This window comes from Brevinematia bacterium (genome assembly GCA_039630355.1).
GTDB lineage: Bacteria > Spirochaetota > Brevinematia > DTOW01 > DTOW01 > SKYB106.
Genome location: JBCNVF010000119.1, coordinates 1 through 15,385, shown reverse-complemented (window position 1 = coordinate 15,385; position 15,385 = coordinate 1). Strand labels below are relative to the sequence as shown.

Annotated in this window: 15 protein-coding genes; 8 read left to right on the top strand and 7 right to left on the bottom strand. The window is 36.5% G+C overall.

Features of this window, described 5'->3' with window-relative positions:
* The first annotated feature begins 273 nt into the window (after positions 1-273).
* On the top strand, positions 274-1,887 hold the full coding sequence (locus tag ABDH28_07655; GenBank protein MEN2998889.1) for a CTP synthase: 1,614 nt from the start codon (positions 274-276) through the stop codon (positions 1,885-1,887).
* 2 nt (positions 1,888-1,889) lie between these two features.
* Complete coding sequence (gene nth / locus ABDH28_07650) at positions 1,890-2,549, top strand: endonuclease III (GenBank protein ID MEN2998888.1); 660 nt, start codon at positions 1,890-1,892, stop codon at positions 2,547-2,549.
* Between the two features lie 22 nt (positions 2,550-2,571).
* Here nth and mutL read toward each other — a convergent pair whose 3' ends face one another.
* The 5 genes from mutL to recA all read right to left on the bottom strand — a co-directional run bounded on the left by mutL (position 2,572) and on the right by recA (position 7,773).
* On the bottom strand, positions 2,572-4,362 hold the full coding sequence (gene mutL / locus ABDH28_07645; GenBank protein ID MEN2998887.1) for a DNA mismatch repair endonuclease MutL: 1,791 nt from the start codon (positions 4,360-4,362) through the stop codon (positions 2,572-2,574).
* 3 nt (positions 4,363-4,365) lie between these two features.
* A complete protein-coding gene (locus tag ABDH28_07640; GenBank protein ID MEN2998886.1) occupies positions 4,366-5,385 on the bottom strand; it encodes a sugar phosphate nucleotidyltransferase in 1,020 nt (339 codons plus the stop codon).
* 69 nt (positions 5,386-5,454) lie between these two features.
* A complete protein-coding gene (locus ABDH28_07635) occupies positions 5,455-6,471 on the bottom strand; it encodes an iron ABC transporter permease (GenBank protein MEN2998885.1) in 1,017 nt (338 codons plus the stop codon).
* Positions 6,458-6,748, bottom strand: coding sequence for a rhodanese-like domain-containing protein (locus ABDH28_07630; GenBank protein MEN2998884.1), 291 nt, complete (start codon positions 6,746-6,748; stop codon positions 6,458-6,460). The genes ABDH28_07635 and ABDH28_07630 overlap by 14 nt, the downstream gene beginning before the upstream one ends.
* The gene (gene recA / locus ABDH28_07625) at positions 6,745-7,773 is read right to left on the bottom strand and encodes a recombinase RecA (GenBank protein ID MEN2998883.1); all 1,029 of its coding nucleotides are present in this window, start codon (positions 7,771-7,773) and stop codon (positions 6,745-6,747) included. Before recA ends, ABDH28_07630 begins: the two co-directional genes overlap by 4 nt.
* Before the next feature lie 381 nt (positions 7,774-8,154).
* Between recA and ABDH28_07620 the strand changes: the two genes are divergently transcribed.
* From ABDH28_07620 to ABDH28_07610, 3 genes are all read left to right on the top strand, one after another.
* Positions 8,155-9,210, top strand: a complete 1,056-nt coding sequence (locus ABDH28_07620) for a hypothetical protein (protein MEN2998882.1) — start codon at positions 8,155-8,157, stop codon at positions 9,208-9,210.
* Positions 9,191-9,802, top strand: coding sequence for an RdgB/HAM1 family non-canonical purine NTP pyrophosphatase (gene rdgB / locus ABDH28_07615; GenBank protein MEN2998881.1), 612 nt, complete (start codon positions 9,191-9,193; stop codon positions 9,800-9,802). Before ABDH28_07620 ends, rdgB begins: the two co-directional genes overlap by 20 nt.
* Positions 9,803-9,895: 93 nt before the next feature.
* Positions 9,896-10,213, top strand: coding sequence for a rod-binding protein (locus tag ABDH28_07610; protein MEN2998880.1), 318 nt, complete (start codon positions 9,896-9,898; stop codon positions 10,211-10,213).
* 50 nt (positions 10,214-10,263) lie between these two features.
* Here ABDH28_07610 and ABDH28_07605 read toward each other — a convergent pair whose 3' ends face one another.
* Positions 10,264-10,671: a hemerythrin family protein gene (locus ABDH28_07605; protein MEN2998879.1), complete on the bottom strand. Its 408-nt coding sequence runs from the start codon at positions 10,669-10,671 to the stop codon at positions 10,264-10,266.
* Between the two features lie 559 nt (positions 10,672-11,230).
* On the opposite strand from ABDH28_07605, the gene lepB reads away from it, so the two are divergent.
* Both lepB and ABDH28_07595 read left to right on the top strand, forming a co-directional pair.
* Entirely contained in the window at positions 11,231-12,082 is an 852-nt protein-coding gene (gene lepB, locus ABDH28_07600) for a signal peptidase I (protein ID MEN2998878.1), read from the top strand.
* Positions 12,083-12,086: 4 nt separating this feature from the next.
* Positions 12,087-12,458, top strand: a complete 372-nt coding sequence (locus tag ABDH28_07595; protein MEN2998877.1) for an iron-sulfur cluster assembly scaffold protein — start codon at positions 12,087-12,089, stop codon at positions 12,456-12,458.
* Between the two features lies 1 nt (position 12,459).
* Here the strand turns inward: ABDH28_07595 and ABDH28_07590 are convergent, their stop codons facing one another.
* Entirely contained in the window at positions 12,460-14,652 is a 2,193-nt protein-coding gene (locus tag ABDH28_07590) for a chemotaxis protein CheA (protein ID MEN2998876.1), read from the bottom strand.
* Positions 14,653-14,792: 140 nt separating this feature from the next.
* On the opposite strand from ABDH28_07590, the gene ABDH28_07585 reads away from it, so the two are divergent.
* Positions 14,793-15,332 (top strand): Ig-like domain-containing protein, encoded by a 540-nt coding sequence (locus ABDH28_07585; protein ID MEN2998875.1) that lies wholly within the window; start codon positions 14,793-14,795, stop codon positions 15,330-15,332.
* The last annotated feature ends 53 nt before the right edge of the window (positions 15,333-15,385 follow it).

The following is a 15,385-nucleotide window of genomic DNA, read 5'->3' as shown; positions in this document are numbered from 1 at the left end:
CTGGACGCAAAATTTTTTCAAGTGTTGAAAAAAGGTGGGGGGTTTCCAGAAATAGATATACAATTCAAAGAAAAATGGTGGGTTGCAAAACGTTTTACTAAACTGCTTATCTCTATTACTTGAAAAGCTTAGAGTATTTTCATTTACAATCTTAGTGATAACTTTGGTTAATGGTTGTGCAGGAGTAAGTAGGCCCCCAGCGGGGGATACAAAAGTTTTTGAAACAATAGCGTTGTAGTTGTATTTTATTTAGTTTGTGGGTGAAGGGAAGCTATGAAGTTAGATACTACAAAGTACATATTCGTCACAGGTGGTGTGTGTTCTTCTCTTGGTAAAGGGGTAAGCACAGCTTCTGTTGCTTTGCTTCTTAAATCAATGGGATACAAAGTTAATGTTGTGAAGATAGATCCATATCTCAATGTAGATGCGGGAACGATGAGTCCATATCAACATGGGGAGGTTTTTGTGACCTTTGATGGAGGAGAGACCGATCTGGACCTAGGAACATATGAGCGTTTCTTGAACCAAAGAATGTACAAAGTAAGTTCTATTACCGCCGGAAAGGTATACAAAAGCGTCATAGAGAAAGAGAGAAGAGGAGACTATCTTGGGCAAACTGTTCAGGTTATACCACACATTACCAATGAGATAAAGGACATGATAAGACAGGCTAGATATTTTGAAGGAGAGGAGGTTGATATTCTTCTTGTTGAAGTAGGTGGAACAGTTGGGGATATTGAGAGTATTCCTTTCATAGAAGCTATAAGGCAGTTTTCATTAGAAGTGGGTAAAAGAAACTGTCTCTTTATTCATGTTACTCTCCTTCCTTATCTAGCATCCTCGGATGAGATAAAAACCAAGCCTACACAACATTCAGTTGCTAAACTTAGGGAATTGGGTATTCAACCTGATATGATAGTCTGTAGAAGTGAAAAGGATTTTTCAAAAAATGAGATAAAGAAGATAGCTTTGTTTACAAATGTAGAAGAGAGAGCTGTAATAAAATCTCTTAATATGAGCACTATTTACGAAGTTCCTCTTTCCTATGTTGAGCAGGAGATGGATAGAACCATATGCGACCTTTTAGGTATTCAGCATTATACTCCTGACTTCTCTTTACTGCGGAAAAAGATAGAGATTTTTAAATCAATTGAAGATGAAATTACTGTAGCAATGGTTGGGAAGTATGTAGGACTTAGAGATGCATACAAGAGTATTTATGAATCTCTTTTCCATGCAGGTGTGGAAAACAAGGTCAGAGTTAAAGTAGTAAGTATTGAAGCAGATAAAGTTTCCGAAGGGGAGCTTGAAGATGTTCTCTCAAAGGTTGATGGTGTGCTTGTGCCTGGAGGTTTTGGCAAAAGAGGGATTGAAGGGAAACTACTTTCGGCTAAGTTTGCTAGAGAAAACAATATTCCTTTTCTGGGAATATGTCTGGGAATGCAGGTAATGGCAATAGAGTTTGCTAGAAATGTCTGTGAGCTTAGTGATGCTAATAGCCTAGAGTTTGAATCAAAAACATCACATCCGGTCATATCTATGCTAGATGATCAAAAGAGAGTTGTGATAAAGGGTGGCACTATGAGATTAGGGGCTCAAAAAATTCTTCTGAAGAAAAATACAGTGGTCTACCAGGAATATGGGAAGGAAGAGGTTTACGAAAGACACAGGCATAGATATGAGTTCAATCCAGAATATATACCTTCATTTGAAGAAAACGGAATGGTCTTTTCGGGATTCAGCGATACTGGTCTAGTGGAAGTTCTGGAGAATTCTAACAGTAGGTTCATGATTGGAGTGCAGTTCCACCCAGAGTTCCAGTCTTCAATATTTTCTCCAAATCCAGTCTTCAATGCTTTCGTTAAAGCAATGATTAACACTATATAAATGTGAGAATCAGTAAAAGAGAAGTAAAAACAATAATCTCTTTTCTAGAAGAAGTTTGGGAAAATGAGGAATCTCTTGTCAAAAGGTATAGCTCTCTAAAGGGTAAAACACCATTTCAGATTTTAGTCTCTACAATCCTAAGTCTTAGAACCAAGGATGAAATAACCTACTCTGTTGCTAGTGAACTCTTTAAGGATCTTAAAGAAGCCAGAGATTTTGTGGAGATATCTACCAAAGAGCTTGAGAGAATGATATATCCTGTTGGTTTTTACAGAAACAAAGCAAAGGCTATAAAAAAAATTGCAAAAGAGATTTTGGAAAAGTATGGAGGTAATGTTCCTGCGAATATTGACGATCTTCTGAATCTCCCAGGTGTTGGTAGAAAAACAGCAAATCTTGTTCTATCTACTGCATTTGGTAAAAATGTCATATGTGTAGATACCCATGTTCATAGAATTTCTAACAGACTTGGCCTTGTTAATACCAAAACTCCTGAGGAAACTGAAGTTGAGTTGATGAAAGTATTACCAAAAAACTACTGGAAGAAGATAAACCACCTTATGGTATCTTTTGGACAAACTATTTGTAAGCCCGTAAAGCCTCGGTGTGATGTGTGCAAGTTGGTAGATCTCTGCAAGTATTACCAATCTCTTCGTCGCTAATTCTTTCCTGATGTTTAAATCCTTATCTTAAAAAAACCTCTTCCAGCTTTTCTCTATCTACATAGACAAGTGAAGGTCTGCCATGTGGACATACGAAAGCGTTATTAATTGTAGCATCTTCTAGCAACTTATATGCCTCTGAAGATGTTATCGTTTCACCAGATTTTATCGCACTTTTGCAAGAGATTGTAGATAGGACCGAGAGAATATTTTCTGGTGTTGGTTCCATCCCTTCCTTTATTTTTTCACATATCTCTAGAATGATGTTTTCTGGGTTTCCTTCAGCTTTAAAGAATGAAGGAATTGCTAAAATATTTACTTCGCTTTCATAAACTTCAACATCAAATCCTAGTTTACTAAAAACCTCCTTGTTTTCTAAAATGATGCTTGAGTATTCTCTAGAAAGTTCTACTTTTGTAGGGGATAGTAGAAGTTGCTTTGGTAGTTCTTTGCCGTTTAGCAGATTTTCGTAGAGTTTTGAGAAGATTATTCTTTCCTGAACAGCGTGTTTGTCTATTATTATAAGTTTCTGGTTATCTTGATCTTCAAAGATCAGGTAGGTATGGAATACTTCTCCTACGAACTTTATGTTGGTTTTTTCTTCAAAGATCGGTCTGAGTTCTCTACGCTCTGCTTTGGGAAAGTGGTTTAGTAGTGTCTGGGTTTGAGTTTTAGACTGAATGTGGAGTGATGTGGATTGAGGTTTTCTGACTGTGTATGATCTAGGGATAACTTCTTTCTCTTTTGCTAAAAAGCTTTCTATTGACCTTTTTAGGTCTGTTTCAAATTTGGTGAACTCAAAGGAAGTCTCGTCAATGTCTAAAACCTGGTCAAATTTTGAAATTCCTTCTCTTATGAGTTTTATGATGTAATGAAAAACTTTTCCTTCATTTTTAAACTTTACCTCCTTCTTTGCTGGATGGATGTTAACATCAATAAGTGATGGATCTACTGAAACAAAGCAGAAAACTATTGGGAAGTTGCCTTTTGGGACGAGGTTTGAGTATGCATTTGATATTGCAGTAAAGAAGGTTTTTGATTCAACAAAGCGTCTGTTGACAAAGAGTTGTTGAAGGTTTCTTGTTGGTCTGAATACCGAAGGTTTTGAGAAAAAGATTTCTATTTCCATTTCATCAAATTTTTTCTTGCTGTAATTTAATTCTTTGATCTCGGGGTAGACTGCTTTTATTCTCTCGCCTATGGATTCTGTCTTTGGCAGGAAGAGTTCTCTTTTTAGGTTATGTGATAGTTCAAAACATATTTCTGGAAAAGGAATTGATTTTTTTACGAAAACATCTAGAATGTTTCTAAACTCCGTTGTTTCGCTTTTTAGAAAGTTCCTTCTAACTGGGAGGTTGAAAAAGATGTTTTTTACTTTTACTGCTGTTCCATCTGGTGAAGGATGGGGAGTGATGGACACAAGTTTTCCTCCCTTGATTAAGAGTTTATACCCTTCTGATTGATGCTTTGGCTTTGATACTATTTCTAGTTCTGATACCTCAGCAATACTTGCCAGAGCTTCTCCTCTGAATCCCATAGTTTTTATACTGTATAGATCCTCAATGGTTCTTATCTTACTTGTTGAGTGTCTTAGGTAGCACTTTTCTAGATCCTCCTTGTCCATTCCTTCGCCATCATCAATCACTTCTATTAGTTTCTTACCTCCATCAATTAGATTTACTGATATTCTACTACTGTTTGCATCTATGGAGTTATCTATAAGCTCCCTCACCACCGAATAAGGAGCATCTATAATTTCACCTGCGGATATTTTTGCCACTACCTCTTCTTTTAAGATCTCAATTTTCCCCATGTTTTAAAATCCTTTTTTCTTATATTCAGAGTGAGGCCCTATGTTAAGCTCTCTAAAGCTTTCTTCAACGATACTTTCTTGACCTATCAAACTCTTTTCAATGATCATTCCTTCAACTTTTGCTCTTTCCTCTATTATGCTTTCTTTGACTATGGAGTTTTTGACCAATGCTCCTTCGTGAATTGAGACGAAAGGTCCTATAACGGAGTCCTCCACTAGTGAGTTCGGACTTATGTAGACAGGGGGGATAATTACGGAATTTTTGACATTTATCCCGCTTATGCCGTTACTGTGAAATTTTTTTAGCAACTTGTTGTTTGCTTCTATAAGCTTTTCTTTACTGCCACAATCGTAAACCTCGCTAGTTTCAAACACCCCAATTCTCTCACCTCTTTTTATCATTTCCATCAGAGCATCCGTAAGTTGATACTCATTTTTTGTTTTAATGTTATTTTCTATTATGTAATCTATCGCACTGATAAGAGGTTCTGCTTTTGAGAAATAGTATATTCCGGATATAGCAAGGTTTGATATTGGTTTGCTTGGCTTCTCAACGGTTTCTTTTATGTATCTTCCATCCTTTTCCAAAACTACCACTCCATACCTATGTGGATCTTCCACGTTTATAACACCAATCTTGTGTTCCCCCTTTGGAGTTTCCTCTATGACTTTTCGGATATCAGCAAAAAGGATCAGATCACCCAAGACGATAAGGACTTGGTCTGAAGGAAGCAGTTGGTTCTTGGCTAAACTTATTGCATGTGCTAAACCTTTAGGGTTTTCCTGAAGAATAAACTTTTTATTAACCCTAGGATATGCTCTTTTTATATGCTCCTCTATCAGTTCCCCTAAGTAACCTACTATAAAAATATATTCCTCAACCTCAACATCTTTCGTTATATCCATTATGTAGTCAATTATCTTTCTATCGGCTACATTTATTAAGGTTTTTGGGATGAGTAAGGTGTGCGGCCTAAGGCGAGTTCCTTTACCTGCTACAGGTATTATTACCTTCAATCCCATAACTAAATTCTCCCTACTCTCAACAGAGTAATTATAACAATTTCCTTCTATGGAGTAAAATTATAGGATTCATTTACTCAAACTCATTTTAAGCAGGACTAACCAGAATATTGGAGCTCCTATTAATCCTGTTATAATGCCTATTGGCAGTTCGTACATTGGCAAAAGAATTCTTGAAACTACAAAGCAGGCTTGGAGAAAGGTTCCCCCGATGATACCAGAGAGTATGATACCATCTTTTGTATCTAGAAAGGATAGCCTGTGGAAAAGGAGTGAAACGATGTTTGGAATCACAAACCCAACAAAGCCTACTACTCCAGAAAGAGAAACGGCGGTAGAAGATAGAAGTATTGTAAAAACTAGAAATACGCTTCTCCACAATCTAATGTTTATACCTAAAACATGGGCGTCTATATCTCCTAAAGAAATAATATCAAGCTTTTTAGAAAAAAAGATCAATCCAATAGCTGAAGCTAGAACAATTACCCCACATATGATAGCAAATTGGTTACTAGGGATAACTACACTACCCAGTAAGAACGAGAATGTCTGTTGCAATTTATAAGGATTTAGAAAAGATTGGATTAGAACTATAGTGCCCGATAGGAAGGAATTTAGCATTACTCCGAATATTACGACTTTTAGGGAATCTTTGCTAACTGCCGAGATCAGCATTACTACAGTTCCTGCTAGAAGGCCAAATATTAAAGAAAATGCTATCCTCATCATTGAGAAGTTTGTTATGGTATCAATACTTAGAACTGAGAAGATAGTTACTCCCAAGGCACTACCAGATAGAACTCCAGTTATCCCAGGGTCAACCAAATTATTCCTCATAATTCTTTGTAAAATAAATCCTGAGATTGCTAAGGCTATTCCTGTCAGTAGTACGGCAAAAGACTGTAAGACTCTTATTCTCAGTATCTGCAGATCTGTTTTCTCTTCCACTCCGAAAATAAGTGATCTTATGAAACTTACGTTGGTGGTGCCAAATTCAAATGAGAGAATTGATACTAGTAAGCCTAAGCTGAGGATAGATGCGTAAAGGACTACTCTTCCTAATACTTTTCTCTTATTGATTTTCATCTAGCATCTTCCTAAACTCTTCTATTCCTCCTTTAAAATCTTTAACATTTTTAAACCCCTTTGAGAGCATTAGTTTAGAGATTATCTCGCTAAACACTCCGCTATTACAAACCACAAAATAAGATTTTTCTTTGTCAAAGCTTTCTATCTCCTTAGGAGCTTTGAAGAAGTCAAGATTGATTGCTTCTACACCTAGGGAATGGTAAAATCCTTTATCTTTTTCAAACTCTTCGGGTGCTCTTAGGTCTATCACTATGTCTACCTGAATCTTCTTCATTTTAGGTATTGTGGTATAGGAAGTCCTATTTTTTCTCTTATTAGGATTTCCAAGGTTTTTGCCAGATCTTGTTTTTGTTCTAGTGTAGCTATAGCTTGATCTATGCCATTTCCTAGCTTTTCATCTTTGTAATAATACCAGTTACCGCTTTTTTTGATAATCTCTAGTTCTGATCCTACTGTGAGGATTTCATAGGGTTTTGATATTCCTTTGCCGTAGTATATAGCAATATCGGCGAACTTGAAGGGGATTGCTACTTTGTTTTTGGCTATTTTTACTCTACAGGTCATTCCTACAATTTCTTCACCCTTCTTTAGGCTTTCTATTTTCCTTGTTTCTATTCTCATTGATGCGTAGTATTTTAGGGCAGTGCCACCGGTGGTGGTTTCTTGAGGTCCTCCGTAGGTAAAACCTGTTGAGATTTTCATTCTTAGTTGATTTGTGAAGACGATGGCGGTATTGTGTTTAGCAGAGACAGAAGCGAGCTTACGCATAGCCTGACTCATTAGCCTTGCTTGCACTCCTATAGTTTGTTCACCAACGTCTCCATCTATTTCTACCTTTGGCACCAGTGCAGCAACGGAGTCAACAACTATCACATCAACAGCGTTACTTCTTATTAAGTTCTCTGCGATGTTCAGAGCTTGTTCTCCGGATTCAGGCTGAGAAATAACTAGATCCTTTATCTTCACACCTATTGCTTCTGCATAAGCTGGATCTAACGCATGTTCAGCATCAATGAAAGCTGCAATACCTCCCTCTTTCTGAGCCTCTGCTATTATGTGCAAACATATGGTAGTTTTACCAGAAGCTTCATGTCCGTAAACCTCAATTATCCTTCCTCTCGGTATTCCCCCCACACCAGTTATCCTATCAATCATTATAGAACCTGTTGAGATCACCCCCACTTTCTCAATAGGTTTTTCGTCACCTAGAATCATCACCGAACTCTCTCCATAATTCTTCTTGATTCTGCTTATAGCTTCCAAAAGGGCTTTCTTCTTGTTCTCCTTTTCGTCTTGCATAGATTACCTCTCAAAAAACTACTTTTCTCAGACTTAACTCTTAGTGAGCCTCCGTGAAATGTTACATCAGCAGATAGAGAATTTTCAACTTATCTCGGGGTGTTTAATAAAGTCTAAAATTTAGCAGTAGGTGTAGTTTTTCTTTTATTCTTTTCGCAGTCCCTGTCGGGACTGAGTAAACATTTCTCTCAGCAAACGCCTAAAAGATTTGTGTGAGGTTAGACTTTGTGATTGAACAAACACTATCTGGAACCAAATGGAGTGAAAGTGAATAAAAGGCTTGGGATCTTGATTACTCTTAGATGTATTAATCTTAGTCTTAAAAACTTGTTAATTAGTAAGGAACAAAGATATAATTACTTCATAAGCAGGAGAGTTGATATGAAATTTCGTTTGATTGCAATCTTACTTTTACTGTTTCTTTCAAAGATAGCGTTTTCGCAAAACCAGATACTAGATAAAGTAATAGCCATTGTTGGTGATAAAGAGCCCATAACTCTCCTAGAGTTTGAAAAGAGAAAACTCTTTTTTATCTCTAGGATTAGTAATGTCACTGGCAGTTTGACTAATGTAGGGAACTTGCAATCTTTGGATAAAGAAATTATGGAGAGATTGATAATTGAGAAGATGGTTTTTCTCATAGGAAAGGAGAAAAATGTAATAGTTCCAGATGATAATAAGATTATCTCTGGTATAACTGATGAAAAACTTAGGGAAGAAGTGAAAAAGGAGAGGTTATTTCTGCATGACTATATTTCAGAGATTAAACAGCAATACATTCTCTCCAGAATTGTAACATCTGAGGATACGCTGAAGAATTATCTTTCTGGAGACCCTACTGAAGAAGAAGTTAACGAAATGGTAGGGCAGTTATATGAAAAGAATAAGCAAAATCTTAAAACAGTGAAAGCCAGTTTCATAATTATATCTGTTCTATTGCCAGCTAATATAACACTTAAGGAAGAGAAAGAAATAGAAGATGTATTTTTAGAGATAAGTAATCTAGTGGAGAAAAAAAAGTATAGGCAGGCAGTTCAGCTAGCAGAAAATAAGCTTAGAAAATACCTAGTTCCTGAGGCGACTAAATTTGTTGAACAGCCGAAATCTTTTCATCTTCTTGTTAGAGAAGGTTTTCCGATGGAGTTTTTAGGACCCATTGCTAATGTCAAGTTAGGGCAACCTCTGCCTTATCCTATAAAGGGGTTGAAGCTTAAGGGGAAGGAATACGCAATAGCTTTGAAGTTGTTATCAAGAGAGGAAACAGAATTGTCAAAAGAGGAATTTAAATCTATGATCACTCAGGACCAAAACTTCAAACAGCAACTTTCACTGAAGGTTTACGAAGACAGGTTAAGGATGTGGATAGTTAAAACCTTTAGGAGTTATGGTTACGACGTGAATTTTCTAGATAAAACTTATGAGGTTAAAATTTGGTAAGATTCTTATAGCAACAACGAATAAGCACAAGTTTGAGGAGATAAGGAGTATACTTTCAGGTTTTCTTAAAGGTGTGAGTTTTTTGTCTTTATCTAACCTTAAGAAGGTTAAAGAGCCGGAGGAAAATGGTAGAACGTTTTTTGAGAATGCCCTGATAAAGGCCAAGTATTATTACTCTTTATTCAAAATACCGGTGATAGCCGAAGATTCTGGACTGGAAGTTGAAGCTTTAAATGGTGAACCTGGGGTTCTATCTGCCAGATACGCTGGACCAAACTCAACTCAAGAGAGCCTAATTAGAAAACTACTCAAGAACATGGAGGGTAAGGTAAACAGAAATGCTAGTTTTGTGTGTTGTGTAGTCTTTATGTATGATAAAGACAGGTATATATTCTCTGAAGGGGTAGTTAGGGGGAGCATATCCTACAGTCCTAAGGGAAACTATGGGTTTGGATATGATCCTGTGTTTATACCTCAGGGGTATGACAAAACATTTGCAGAGCTAGGACCAAAGTTGAAAAATCAGATAAGCCATAGAAGAAAGGCGCTTTTGGAACTTGTTGTAAAGCTTTCGGAAACCAATTTGGGTTGAAACTCTTTATGTGAGGAGTCACTATTTTAGCAGAAAAAGTTTTGTTTGCTCTGATAGCTTTAGGGAAAGCTCAAGCTACCGATAAATCTTAATATGATCAATGAAGTAAGGGATATTAAGTTTTTCTTTGATGCTGGAAAGCAAATTGAAAGGCTAAGAGATGACTTTAGTATTAGCAGAGGCAGTAAAGATAAATTAAAGGATGTTTCTGAGGAGTTTGAGGCCATATTCGTTAACCTTATGCTGAAGGAGATGAGGAAGAGTATAAACGAAACAGGATTTTTGAAAGGATACAGGGAAGATATTTTCCGGGACCTTCTTTACTGGGAATATTCAAAGCTTATTGCTGTGAATACTCCACTAGGCATAGCAGAGAAGATATACGAACTAATTCAACATAGCAAAACCTAAAATTCTTTAAGTTCGAGACAAGAATTTGGCAAAAGTTTTTCTTTACAGCTCTACTCCTTTCTGGTGCATATCTTCTTGTCCATTTCCGTAATGTGATTTTTGACCCAATCCAGTAGCAAATACTGAACTTTGCTCAAAAGCTCTGGAGTTAGTCCTTTGGTTTTCAAATCAAACTTCAGTTTATTTGCCTCCATAATAAAGAACTGATGTTGTGATTTATGGAGATTTAACGTTGGACAAGAATTCTCTTCCATCATCTTCTCCTCAGTCTGGAAATGGAATACTGAGTACTCAGCCATAAAGTCAAACACCTTCTCCACCTCTGAGAAAATGACTTTAGCATTAGAATCTAACAATTTATCCAAAAAGTTATTTATTGCATCTATAAGCTTTTTATGCTGTTCATCTACTATCTCTATCCCTGTCTTTAAGCTATCGTCAAAGATCAATCTATTCATAATCTACCTCCAGTTGTAAAATATATTTAATTTCGTGTGAAACTTCAATTGAAACTTTAGTGTCTGCTGATTTTGAAAATACTCCGAAATCGCTTTAATCTCCCAAGAATGAACTAACGCGATAAAGACTCTTTTCACACCAAAATGTGTTGGTAAGGTGGTGTTAACTTCTGTTTGTGGAGATGAGAGAATTACACTCATTATGTCCCGAAAGCTCTTTAGAAAAGAGCTATGATGCTTTTGAGATTTACTAGTGTATTATTTTATGTCGTTAAGAAGTTTGAAAAGTCAAAATATTTTGGTATAATTCGCATAGTTTCCTTTTAGAAAAAAGAGGAGAAATAAGATAAATTTCAATACAGTGTTTGTTATAGCGTCATACTAGGATTTTCAGCTTCGGAATTTATTGTGATTTTGAACTTCAAAACTGATTGGTAATATAATTATATTTCAACGTATGCTCAAAGAGTCTGTAGGCTTGAGGTGAGTGTAGAACGAGTTGATATTCTAAGTAATCGCATTTTAGCGTATACTTCTGTGTTTTGGGTAAGGGTAAAGTATGGGAAAAAAGGAAAAGAAAAAGAAGAGTATTAAAGAAATAATTTTGGAGAACTTAAGAGTCATCGGTGAGGCTTATATAATAGCATTTGTGATAAGGCTTCTTATTCTTGAGGCTTTTGCAATACCAACTGGCTCAATGATACCAACAATAGAAATAGGAGATAGAATAATAGTAATCAAACCGATATACGGCATAAATTTTCCTATAATTAACGTTAAAACTCCCGGAGTTTACAAACCAGAACGAGGTGACATAATAGTATTCAAAAATCCAACTTATCGCTCACCGGGTTTTCTAAGGGAGTTTGTGACACTTATCACATTTTCAGTTATAAACGTTGATAATGAGCCAAAATATTTCGTAAAAAGGGTTATCGGCGTTCCAGGAGACACTCTTGATATTGTCAGTAACGAAGTTTACATAAACGGAAACAAACTCAAAAGGGAGATTATTAGGAGGGAGGGAAACTGGACATACTTTGAAGAAAGTTTTGGCGATAAAAGGTGGGTAATGAGGTTAAAGGGTGAAACTCTTTCCGAAGATGGAGTCATCAGGACATTTTCAATCTCTAATCTATACTATATGTATGACTTAAGCTCAAGGCTCATCCTTTCTTCACAAGGTATACCGGAAACTTACTTTCCAAATCTGGAGTATTTCAAAAAGGATCTTGAGAAGGTCAAGAATTCCCTAAAACAAAATAGAATCCCGGAAGGATACTACTTTGTCATGGGGGATAATAGAGACGAAAGTAGTGACAGTAGATACTGGGGGCTTGTGTCAGAAGAATTGATCATAGGCAAAGGGGTTGTCAGGTTTTGGCCACCGGCTAGAATAGGAGGATTGTAAAACCATGGATGATATCTACCTAGAACACATACTGGATCACTTCAAAAATCCAAGAAATTATGGTAAAATTCAGGAATATGATGTGTTTTTTGAAGGCGGAAATCCAGCTTGTGGTGATATGGTAAGGTTTTACATAAAACTTGACGAATCTAAAAAGATCGTAAAGGATATAAAGTTTGAAGGTAGGGGTTGTGCAATAAGCCAAGCTTCAGCTTCAATACTAACGGAACTCGTCAAGGAAAAGGATATAGAATTTGTCAGAAACTTGACCAAGGACGACCTTATTGAAGCACTAGGAATAGATTTAAGCCCAACTAGGCTAAAATGTGCAGTTCTTTCACTTGAGACGCTGAAAATGGCCCTTTTTAGTAAATAGGTTACACTTGATACGGAAGCTCACTTTTTACACGCTTCTCAAGATAACTTACTAAGTTACCTATGTCCATAACATAGCCAATCTTACCGTTACCGAGAATGGTAGCAGATACCACTCCCGGTGGTGAAACCAATGTATAATCTATAGGTCTTAAGAATATATCCTCTTCCTTCAGAAACTTGTCTATCACTAAAGCATATTTTTTGCCAAGGTAAGAAACAATCAAAACATCTATTTCTTCCCCAAGCTCCCCATCTTCAAAATATATCTCTCTAAGAGAGTAGACCTTTATAACTTCATCCCTTATCTTAACAACCGACTTACCCTCAAAAGTTGTTATCTCATCTCTTTTTATGGTAATAGCCTCTTCTATTGAGTTTACAGGAATAGCAAATATCACTTCCTTTATCTCAAACAGTAGAACTTTCATTATAGCTACTGTCAATGGAAGCTTTATAGTGAATATTGTTCCCTTGTCTTTACCTGTGCTGATCAATAGACTCCCTCTAAGCTTATCAACCCTCGCTTTGACAATATCCATTCCCACTCCTCTTCCAGAAAGGGAGGATACCCCCTCTTTAGTAGAAAAACCTGGTAGAAATATCAAAGAAAGCAAGTACTCTTTGTCATAGTTCAGTTTCTCTTTTAACAGTCCCATTTCTATTCCCCTCTTTCTGATTTTGTCAAAGTCTATCCCCCTTCCGTCATCTCTTATCCTTATTATTACACTACTGCCTTCATTGAATGCCTCAACTACTATGTTCCCTTTAGCTGGTTTACCCTTTCTAAGCCTTTCTTCCTTGCTTTCAATTCCGTGATCAATGCAGTTTCTAATTATATGCACTATTGGATCAAAAAGCTCATCTATCACAGATTTATCAAGATTCGTATCTTCCCCTTTTATAATCAGGTTTATTTCCTTGCCAAGTTGCGAAGAAACCTCTCTCACAAACAATGGAATCCTTGAAAAAAGATACCTTATCGGTATCATCCTCAAATTCGTGACTCTTTCCTGAATCTCCATTGAAATAGAGTTAAAGAGTTTTATTCCCACAGATAAGTTATCATACCTTTTCTTAAGCTCCGTTATTTTACTGTTGGTTTGCCCTATCATTGATGTAATGTTAGTTATACTACTTAAATAGTCCTGAAGCTTTTCTGCCATCTCTTCGCCTAATTCCTTTACATCAACAGATATCTGTGATGCTAAGGATCTTATATTCCTCATTATGTCATAATATTGCTCAGAAATATCAGAAATCATCTCACCGAGATAGAACATATTCTCGTTTATGTTTGACCTATTGACTACCAACTCACCAACAATGTTCATAAGCCTATCTACTTTGGAACTTTCTATGCGAAGTATAGAAGATTTTACTTCACTAGCGTCAGAAACCTCTTTTACAGTTTTACTTTCCTGCTTTCTCTCCGATAACACAATCTCGTTGTATCTTATATCTTTGACTATGTCAGAAATATTTACCCTGCTAGCTAGTTTTTGAATATCTTCAGTAGTTATGACAAAACTCACTCTCTCAAAAAATCTGGTGTATATCTCTTCCAAAGAAGGCTTCATTTCAACTATCTGAGAGTTATCCTTAAGTATTGAGAAGACTTGTAGGATACCAACTTCCTTAAGAGGAGAATCTTCTCTAAAATAAATATCCAACAAATAAACTTTCCTGTTTTCAGAGAGAATTTTCTGAATTTCTCCTACAATCTCTGTGGGTAAGTCAAGGTTCTCCAAGCTTATGGTTTCGGGCAAACTCTTAACTTTAGGTAACGATTCCTCAGGTTTTTTACCCTCCTTTGGCAAGATTCTCTCAACCTCTCTAGAGAATACTTCTACATCTTCTTGGTTAAGATCAAGAGATTGTAATATCAAGTTCAGACCTTCCTTTAGTAGCTTAGCCCCATCAAACAGGACAGAAATTATCTGCTGTGTCAACGAAATCTTTTCACTTCTTACCGAGTCAAGCAGATCCTCAATAACATGAGAGAGTTTCGCTAAGTTATTGTAACCCATTGAGGCAGAACCACCTTTAAGGGTATGAACAGCCCTAAAGGCGGAATTGATAGCTTCTACATCTTTAGGATTCTCTTCCAACCTCAGAATACTCATCTCATAGGTTTGTATCATATCAACAGACTCATCTATGAAAACCTTCTCAAGTTCACCTATCTCATTCATCTGACCCTCTCAGTAGTTATATTATCGCATAGCAGTAACTAAATTCAAATTTATTTCCTCAAGACTATCATATCCTTTGCGCTATTGCAGTCTTAGAGTAAAGTTATTAAGGACTTATATCAAGGATCTAGTGGCGAATAGTGCAAATCAAACTTTGTAGCTATAGTAGTAGCGTCAAAGTAGTTTATTTATTTTATCTTAACGATCCAACTGACAGTACAAGGCCTACTGTAGCTATCGTAAGACCTGCTAATGGGGAGATCATTTACTCAACAAATATTACTATATCCGGAACTGCGTCCGATGATAAAAGTGGTGTTAAGGGAGTGTATGTGTCCATAAATGGTGGTTCATTCGTGCTTGCTAGTGGGACAACATCTTGGAGTTACAATGTTAATCTTTCTTATGGATTACATACAGCTAGAGTGTATGCAATAGATAATTCGAATAACATCAGCGTTACTAATCAGATTACATTCTCAAATCAGCCATTTACGACTAACAATGTCACGGTGTATTATTACAGGCCCGATTGGAGTAATGTGAATATACACTATAACAATGGTAGTGGGTGGACATCTACACCTGGTGTTGCGATGAGTAGGTATAACAGCAACTGGTGGGTCAGGACAGTGCAGGTTGTGTCAAATGCGTGGAAGTTCTGCTTCAACAATATTTAAAAATTGTTCTTTGAATAAACTATGACAAAACATTAATACTTTTTCTATGCTCC